General features: G+C 61.6%; 6 protein-coding genes. 2 read left to right on the plus strand and 4 right to left on the minus strand.

Annotated features, from left to right (window positions below; all coding sequences use genetic code 11):
• Positions 1-890 (minus strand): diaminopimelate epimerase (locus tag KGB27_RS29880; protein WP_223557293.1); only part of this gene is annotated, 890 nt, incomplete at its 3' end.
• 165 nt (positions 891-1,055) lie between these two features.
• Between KGB27_RS29880 and KGB27_RS29885 the strand changes: the two genes are divergently transcribed.
• Positions 1,056-2,207, plus strand: coding sequence for an MFS transporter (locus KGB27_RS29885; RefSeq protein ID WP_192228911.1), 1,152 nt, complete (start codon positions 1,056-1,058; stop codon positions 2,205-2,207).
• Positions 2,208-2,465: 258 nt separating this feature from the next.
• Here the strand turns inward: KGB27_RS29885 and KGB27_RS29890 are convergent, their stop codons facing one another.
• From KGB27_RS29890 to KGB27_RS29900, 3 genes are all read right to left on the minus strand, one after another.
• Entirely contained in the window at positions 2,466-4,898 is a 2,433-nt protein-coding gene (locus KGB27_RS29890; protein ID WP_223557294.1) for a TonB-dependent siderophore receptor, read from the minus strand.
• A 97-nt stretch (positions 4,899-4,995) separates the two neighbouring features.
• Positions 4,996-5,979, minus strand: a complete 984-nt coding sequence (locus KGB27_RS29895) for a FecR family protein (RefSeq protein WP_223557295.1) — start codon at positions 5,977-5,979, stop codon at positions 4,996-4,998.
• 40 nt (positions 5,980-6,019) lie between these two features.
• Positions 6,020-6,520, minus strand: a complete 501-nt coding sequence (locus tag KGB27_RS29900) for a sigma-70 family RNA polymerase sigma factor (RefSeq protein ID WP_008038304.1) — start codon at positions 6,518-6,520, stop codon at positions 6,020-6,022.
• Between the two features lie 215 nt (positions 6,521-6,735).
• Here KGB27_RS29900 and tynA point away from each other — a divergent pair, with 215 nt between their 5' ends.
• Positions 6,736-9,021 (plus strand): primary-amine oxidase, encoded by a 2,286-nt coding sequence (gene tynA / locus KGB27_RS29905; protein ID WP_223437720.1) that lies wholly within the window; start codon positions 6,736-6,738, stop codon positions 9,019-9,021.
• Positions 9,022-9,129 lie beyond the last annotated feature (108 nt).

Consider the following 9,129-nt stretch of genomic DNA (forward strand, 5'->3'; position numbering starts at 1 on the left):
ACCTCACCCGCCTCCACCCAACCCACCCGCCAAGCCGCACACGCCACCGCGCTCGCACTGGTACCGGACGACGCCGTCGGCCCTTCCCCACGTTCAAACACCCGAGCAGCAATTTTCCCCGCTGACTCGCGCATCGCCCATTGCAAATTAACCCCCGCCGGGCACGGGCGCCCTGCCCCGGTCGGCATCGCGTAGGCAATGCGCGTCAACCCTTCGGACAATCGCGCTTCGCGCATCTGCTCATTGGCCGGCAATGCCTCGGCATCGTCCACAAGGGTTACGCAATGCGGATTGCCGACCCGCACGAACTGGCTGCGCGACCAGGCAGGATCCAGCGCCGACAACGATTGAACGTGGCTGAGCTCACGACCGTTGAATGCCACATCGGTCACCCCTTGAGCACTGACCGCCTCGGGTCCGAACGCCGGTTTGCCCAGATCCAGCCAGAAACCCTGCACACCCTCGACCTGCGCGCGGTTCACCGATGTTTCACCAGGCGAAGGCGTGTCGGCCTTGTCGTGATGAACCCTGAGCACACACGCCGCGTTTTCCGGAAACAGTCCTTGATCGCTGAGCGCCTGGGAGAGAATCGTCAGCCCGTTGCCACTGCGCTCGGCCAGGGTGCCGTCGGTATTGACGATCAACAGATCGAACGGCGGCGACGTTTGAAACGGGCCGACCAGCAGACCGTCGCAGCGATGGTCCTTGCTGCCGGGCGGTTGCGCGCCCGGCGCCCAGGCACAGAACGCCTCGATGGCCGACAATGCCCAGGTCGTGCGGGTTTGCGCCGCCAGACTGGCCTGTTCAGGTAAATCGATCCCTGCGCGGCGCACTGCATCCGGCGCCACTACCGCGTAGATATTGCCTCGAGCATCGTAGAACGGCGTCATGGCGCCTCCCGTGTAAACATCACAGGCGTGCAACATATCGCGAAACCGCGACGGGCTGTGCAAGGATGTCACCCTGCCTGACCGCGAAACCGTCCGGACGCTGATCGAACCTCATGGGTGAGTCACTGTCCCTTGGGGACGCGACGTTTTTTGCCAAGGATCGATATGACCAACCTCAACACGCCCACCACTTTCGTGCCCGGACGCCTGGAACAGATGTCCACGCGCATTGCCTTTTTCATCGCCGGTTTCGGGATTGCCGCGTGGGCGCCGCTGGTGCCTTACGCCAAGGCCCGGGCCGGGCTGGATGAAGGCACCCTCGGCTTGCTGCTGTTGTGCCTGGGGGTGGGCTCGATTCTGGCGATGCCGATGGCAGGGCTGCTGGCCACGCGTTTCGGCTGCCGACGCGTGCTGACGGGCGGTACGTTGTTGATCTGTGTGGCGCTGCCGCTGTTGGCGACGGTGTCCTCGATCCCGGCGCTGATTGCGGCCTTGTTCATGTTCGGCGCGGGCCTCGGCACGGTGGATTCGACGGTAAACCTGCAAGCGGTGATCGTCGAGCGCGCTAGCGGCAAAACCATGATGTCGGGTTTCCACGGGCTGTTCAGCCTCGGCGGGATTGTCGGGGCAGCGGGCGTCAGTGCCCTGCTCGGCTTCGGGGTTTCTCCGTTGGGGGCGATGCTGGTGGTGATCGTGCTGCTGCTGATCGCACTGTGCAAAGCCGCGCCGCACTTGCTGCCATATGGCAGCGAAAGTTCCGGGCCGGCCTTTGCCATTCCCCACGGCATCGTGCTGTTTATCGGCGGGATGTGTTTCATCGTGTTCCTTGCCGAGGGCGCGGCACTGGACTGGAGCGCGGTGTTCCTGGCGCAGGAACGCGGGATCGACACGGCCTATGCGGGATTGGGTTATGCGGCGTTTGCGCTGACCATGACGGCCGGGCGCTTGACCGGTGACAAGATCGTCCGGCGCCTCGGCGCGACACGGGTGATCGTGTTCGGTGGGCTGACGGCCGCTACCGGCCTGTTTCTGGCGACGTTTGCACCGAGCTGGGAGATGGCGCTGGTGGGTTATGCACTGCTGGGCGCGGGCTGCTCGAATATCGTGCCGGTGCTGTACACCGCCGTGGGCAAGCAGACGGTCATGCCTGAAAGCATTGCCGTGCCGGCGATTACGACGCTGGGTTACGCGGGGATTCTGGCGGGGCCGGCGGTGATCGGGTTCATCGCCCACGGCAGCAGTTTGAGTTTTGCCTTTGGGCTGATGGCGGTGCTGCTGGTGGCGGTTGCCATTGGCGGAAAGGTGTTGAAGGCCTGAAAAGCATCGCCGGCAAGCCAGCTCCTACAAGGATCGTCAGTGCACACACTATCTATGTGCGAAACAACTGTAGGAGCGAGCGGTGCGGCGATCCGACTTGCCCGCGAAAGCGGTGGGTCAGGCGCCATTTCTATCGACTGGACAGCCATCTTCGCGGGCAAGCCTCGCTCCTACAGGGATCTCCAGCGAACACAGATTCTGTGCACGCCGGCGATCTTGTAGGAGCCGGCTTGCCGGCGATGCAGGCGACTCGGTCTATCAGAACCCGACGCTGGCCTGCACGAAGAACGTGCGCGGTGCGCCGACGTACATGCCCGAGTTGTTGTCGCTGGAGCGGGTGAAGTACTGCTTGTCGAAGATGTTTTTCACCCCGGCGCCGACTTTCAGGTTCGATAGCTGCGCGCCGAAGTCATAACCGCCCCGCACGTTCCAGGTGACGTAACCGGGAATGTCGCCGTACTGACCGTCGGCAGTGCCTTCGGTGATGTAGTTGTTGGTGAAGCTGCCGTTGGAATTCACGGCAACGCCCGGCGAACGTTGTTTGGACTGGGCAAACGCATCGACGTTGTAGGTCCAGCGGTCGATGTCATATCGCAAGCCGGCAGTCGCGACCTGGCGCGAATAGAACGGCAGGTCACGGCCCTTGAAGCCTGGAATCTCCCCTTCATACACGGCACGTGTGTAGGTGAAACCGGCGTTGGCGCTCAGGCCGTCGAGCCGAGGGTCCAGTGCCGCCATGTCGTAATGCACCGATGCTTCAACGCCTTGGTGCGTGGTTGCGCCGAGGTTGGTCCAGCCCGCATCGTTGCTGATGTACTGCAACTCTTTATCGAAGTCGATGTAGAACAGCGTCACTTCGCCGCCCCACACATCATCGTTGTAGCGCGTGCCGAGCTCGTAGGTCTTGGCTTTTTCCGGCTCCAGACCGTTGGCGGTGCTGTCACCCGTACCGCCCTGACCGAGCTGGAAATACTGCAGGCTGCCGAACGAAGTCTCGTAGTTGGCGAACAGTTTCCAGGCATCGGAAATGTGATACATCACGCTCAAGGCCGGCAGCGGCTCGTTGCTTTCGATGCTGCGGTTCTTCTCCGTCACACGCTTGCCATCGGCATCGCGTCCGGGGCGCTCATGCCAGTCGGTGCTGATGTGCTCGAAACGGATACCGGGTGTAATCGTCCAGTTGCCGACGTCGATCTTGTCGTCGAGGTAAACGGAGTTGGCTTCCGTGCCGCCGGTGCGGTCCTGGTACACATGGCCGTCCGAGGCCTTGGTCACGACGGGCTCGTTGCTCTTGTTCAGCTCCAGACGGGTCGCCTGTTCGTGCATGCCTTCCTTGAGGTAGCGATAACCGACGCTGACCTCCTGGGTGGTCGGGCCCACGTCGAACACATGGGACACCCGCGGTTCGATACCGAAGGTGTAATAGGTACGCGGGAACGAGCCGATAGTCTTCTGGTCGCGGGCGGCGATGTTGCTGCCACGGAAGCTGTCGGAGTAGTACGTCAGCACTTCCGCCTGAGTACGGTCATCGATCTGCCGCGCCCACTTGAACGAGACGTCCTTGCGGCGCCCGCTGAAGTTGTCGTTGTTGCGGTCGGACTGAAACGGATTGGCGTCGTACTGCGCCTGAGTCAGGCCGCCGGGCATGTCGGCGCTGGCATCGTAGTAATGCAGGTTGAGGCTGAAGTCGTCGACATCGGTCGGCGCCCAGTGGGTCTTGAGCAACACGTCGTCGATGTCGTTGCCGTTGTTGCGCTCACGGTAACCGTTGCCGTTCACGCCCGAGTACAACAGCGCCACGCCAATGCCGTTGTCCGCCGTACCGCCGGCAAACGCCGTATCGATGTGCTTCCAGCCACCGTGCTTGGAGGTTTCCAGGGTGGTGCCGATTTCGGCGGAGGCTTTTTCCGGGATTGCGCGGGTCACGAAGTTGATCACACCGCCAACGTTCTGCGGCCCGTAGCGCACGGAACCGGCACCGCGTACCACGTCGATGCTGTCGAGGTTACCCGATGAAATCGGTGCCATGGACAGCTGCGGCTGGCCATACGGCGCGAACGCGGCCGGCACGCCGTCGATCAGCACCGTGGAGCGTGGCGACAGGCGCGAGGTCAGGCCGCGTACGCCGACGTTCAGGGAGATATCGCTGCCGCCAGTGCCGTTGGCTTCTTGCACTTGCACACCGGGCACACGCTTCAACACGTCGCCGACGTTCATCGCGCCTTGCTCGACCATGGCTTCGCGGCGAATCACCGTGCGGGCGCCGGGGTGGTTCTGCACCACGGCGGCATCGGCGTCACCGAGCCAGTCACCGACGACCTTGATGTCAGTCACGCCCAGTTCCAGCGGGCCATTGGCAGCGGAAGTCGGCGATGGAGCCGGCGTCAGGGTCACCGAACCTTCGTCGATCTGATACTCGAGACCGCTGCCCTGCAGCAATTGGCGCAAGGCCTGTTCCGGCGAAAGGTTGCCATCCACCGCCGGGGCCTGTTTGCCGGCGACCAGTTCAGGACTGAAAAAAACCTGCAACGAGGTTTGCTGGCCGAGCTCGCTCAGCGCCTGACCCAAGGGTTGCGCCGGGATGTGAATGGCATCGGCGGCAAAGGCCTGGGGCAGCGCAGCGTTGACCGCCAGCGCAAGGGCCAGCGGCAACCAAAGGGAGTTGTTGTTTTTAGCGGTGGTTTTTTTCACGTCGAACGTAGTCCTGTGGATCGCAAGAGTGTGCGCCTGTTAATGCAAACCAGTTGCAGTTGGACAGGAAGACGATCAACTCGAAAAAAACCTGAATTTATTTTGAAATTATTTCCTGACTGCCGTCATCGAGGGTGCGCACGGCCACCGGCAAGATGGTCGGCAAGGCCTTGAGCAGCGCGTCGGTGTTGTCGGATTTGAACACGCTGGTCAGGCGCAGATTGCCCACTGTGTCGTTGCCGACGGTGAGTGGCTTGTCCCGATAACGCGATACTTCCTCGGCCACTTCGGCCAGGCTGGCGTTGTTGAACACCAGTTTGCCGTTGCGCCAGGCCGTCAGTTCCGCAGGGTTGACCGCATAGGCCGCGGCCACTTTGCCCTGGGCATCAATGCGCGTTCCCAGGCCAGCGGTAAGGTTGACGAACTCATTGTCCGCCGCGCCGTGCCCCTGAACCCTGACCGTGCCCTGCTCCACCACGACCCGGGTGTCACGAGCGCCGCGACGCACATCGAAGCGCGTGCCGGTGACCGTGACCTTGCCGCTGCCAGCCTCGACCACGAATGGCCGATCGCTGTCGTGGGCGACGCTGAACATTGCCTCGCCTTGCGTCAACTCGATGCCGCGCTGGCCTTTTTCAAAGCGCACCTGAAGACGACTGCGGCTGTTCAGGTCGATCACCGAACCGTCCGGCAGCGCCACCTGGCGACGCTCGCCCAACGTCGTCGAATACTCGGCGGTGTATGGCGCCGGTTGATTCAAACCGCTGAACAGGCCCAGGCCCAGCGCCACGGCCACCACACTGGCCGCCACCGCATAACGCACCAGCGGCCGACGTTTGGTGCGCGCCGGCGGGGTTTCGCACAAGGCTTGCAGTCGCGCACGCGGCACCAGGTCGGCGGCTGTCCACAGGCCCTGAAGCAACTGAAATTCGTCGCGGTGCTGAGGGTGCTCGTTCAGCCAGTGCTCGAAACGCTGGCGCTCTTCGACGTCAATGGCCGGCTCCTGCAAACGCACAAACCACTGCGCCGCCTCATCGCGAACCGTCGTTTGCCCGCACGCGCAATCACGAGTATCCATCATGGAAGTTCCTGTTTGGCTGGGGATGAGAGTGCACGGCCGATCATGGTTGCAAACCGTCGAGGCGGTCGCGCAGATGCCGCAGGGTGCGGATCATATACTTTTCCACCATGTTCTTGGACAGTCCCAGGCGTTCGGCGATTTCAGCCTGGGTCAGCCCTTCGATCTTCTGCCAAACAAAAACCTTGCGACAGTTGACCGGCAACTCGGTGAGCGCCCGTTCAATGGAATCAGCCAACTGGATCGCATGCATGAAATGCTCCGGGTCGCCGGACGACGACACACTGTGATCAATCGCCTCCGACTCCATGGCGCCCCGCCGATCCTCACGCCGATAACCATCCACCGCGATGTTGCGCGCAGTCTGGTGCAAATACGCCCGGGGTTGCTGCACCGCCGCCGAATCGGACTCAAGCACCCGCACGAAGGTGTCGTGGGCCAGATCCTCGGCCTGCTGACGATTTCTCAGGCGACGGGTCCAGGTGCCAACCAACTCTTCGTAATGCTCGAAAAAGCCGTGTCTGCGGGGCAACTTGGGGGTCATTGCGGTGTGCTGTGATGACGGGGCGTGAATAGTAATGCTTCCTATTAACCGGAAGCAATGGATTCCAGACAGCCAACTCGCCACCACTCGTCAACGAGAAAAGTTGATTTAGGCACACAGCCAAAGGATTCTGGCAGGCATCCAAAAGAAGCCAGCCACAAGCTGTAGCAAAGTGCAGTCATGCCAGTCACCGGCGTTCGTCCAGGAATTCAGACATGTTCACCTCCTTTGCCTCACTGAAAAGAAAACCCCTCGCCCGCCTCGCGCTGGCCATCAGCCTTGGCACGCTTGGCCTGCCTTACTGGGCGGGCACCGCTCAGGCCCATGGCGGGCACGCCGAGATGGTGCCGCTGCAAGCGGGCCTTGAGGAGTTTGGGGCCACGGTGAAATGGGACGACTACGCCGACCTGTTCGTGATTGCCAAGGACGGCGTTTATCTCAAGGTCAAACCGGGCAGCAAGGTCGCCATGCTCAACGGCAAACGGATGGAGCTGAGTGTGCCGGTGGTGTTCAAGGGCAAGACCGCTTTCATGTCCAAGGACTTCATCAATCAGGTGTTCCAGTCCGGCCTGGACAAGACCTTTGTCGTCGAGACGCGCCCTAACCCGCTCAACCCGCTGAGCGCGGATGAGATCAAGACCGCTGTCGAAATCATCAAGCAATCGGAGCACTACAAACCCGGTTTCCGCTTCACGGAAGTTTCGGTCAACGAGCCGCCGAAGGATCAGGTGTGGAATTTCGTCTACAGCGGGCAAAACGTCGCCCAACCGCGCCAGGCCAACATTGTGGTGCTCGACGGCAAGCATGTGGTTGAAGGCCTGGTCGATCTCGACAGCAAGACGCTCAAATCGTGGAAGCCGATCGAAGGCGCCCACGGCATGGTCCTGCTGGATGACTTCGCGACGGTGCAATCGGCGATTGAAGCGAGCCCCGAGTATGCGCAGGCACTGACCAAACGCGGTATCAGCGATGTGAAGAAGGTGGTGGCCACGCCGTTGACGGTCGGTTACTTCGACGGCAAGGACGGGCTGGCGCAGGACAAGCGTCTGCTGAAAATCGTCAGCTATCTGAATACCGGTGACGGCAACTACTGGGCGCACCCGATCGAGGGGCTGGTGGCGATTGTCGATCTGGAGCAGAAGAAACTGATCAAGATCGAAGACGATGCGGTCATTCCGGTGCCGATGAAATCGACGCCGTACGACGGACGCGGGCGTAAGGGCACGTCGGTCAAGCCGCTGGAAATCATCGAGCCCGAAGGCAAAAACTACACCATCTCCGGCAACAGCATTCACTGGCAGAACTGGGACTTCCACGTTCGCCTCGACTCGCGGGTCGGCCCGATCCTGTCCACCGTCACTTATGACGACAAGGGCAAGAAACGCAAAATCATGTACGAAGGCTCGCTGGGCGGCATGATCGTGCCTTACGGCGATCCGGATGGCGGCTGGTACTTCAAGGCTTATCTCGACTCGGGCGATTACGGCATGGGCACGCTGACCTCGCCGATTGCGCGCGGTAAAGATGCTCCGGAAAACGCGGTGCTGCTGGACGCCACCATTGCCGACTACACCGGCGCCCCGACTTCGATTCCCCGCGCCATGGCGGTGTTCGAGCGCTACGCCGGCCCGGAATACAAACACCAGGAAATGGGCCAGCCCAACCTCAGCACCGAGCGTCGTGAACTGGTGGTGCGCTGGATCAGCACCGTCGGCAACTACGACTACATTTTCGACTGGGTCTTCCAGCAAAACGGCACCATTGGCATCGACGCCGGCGCCACCGGCATCGAAGCGGTCAAGGGCGTGAAATCGAAAACCATGCACGAAGCCACGGCCAAGGAAGACACGCGCTACGGCACGCTGCTGGACCACAACATCGTCGGCACCACGCACCAGCACATCTACAACTTCCGCCTGGACATGGACGTGGACGGTGAGAACAACTCGCTGGTGGAAGTGAACCCGGTGGTTGCCCCGAACGACCGTGGCGGACCGCGCACCAGCACGATGCAGACCGAAACCAAAGTCGTCGGCACCGAGCAGCAAGCCGCGCAGAAATTCGACCCGTCGACTGTTCGCCTGCTGACCAATACCAGCAAGGAAAACAAAGTCGGCAACCCGGTTTCCTATCAGTTGATTCCGTATGCCGGCGGTACGCACCCGGTGGCCAAGGGTGCCAATTTCGGCAAGGACGAATGGCTCTATCACCGCCTGAGTTTCATGGACAAACAGCTGTGGGTGACGCGCTACAACCCGGAAGAGAAGTATCCGGAAGGCAAATACCCGAACCGCTCGGACAAGGATGCGGGGCTTGGGCAGTTCACCCACGACAACCAGTCCATCGAAAACAGCGATGACGTGGTCTGGCTGACCACCGGCACCACGCACATCGCCCGTGCGGAGGAATGGCCGATCATGCCGACCGAGTGGGTGCATGTGCTGTTGAAGCCGTGGAATTTCTTCGATGAGACGCCGACGCTGAACCTCAACGCAAAGTAGGAGCCCGGCTTGCTGGCGATGGCGATCTCACGGCCGCCATCGCCGGCAAGCCAGCTCCTACAGATCGCAGGGATGCTCCGGGATTGTGGGTTGGCATAAACCTGTAGG

Source organism: Pseudomonas sp. BF-R-01 (assembly GCF_019946615.1).
Lineage (GTDB): Bacteria > Pseudomonadota > Gammaproteobacteria > Pseudomonadales > Pseudomonadaceae > Aquipseudomonas > Aquipseudomonas migulae.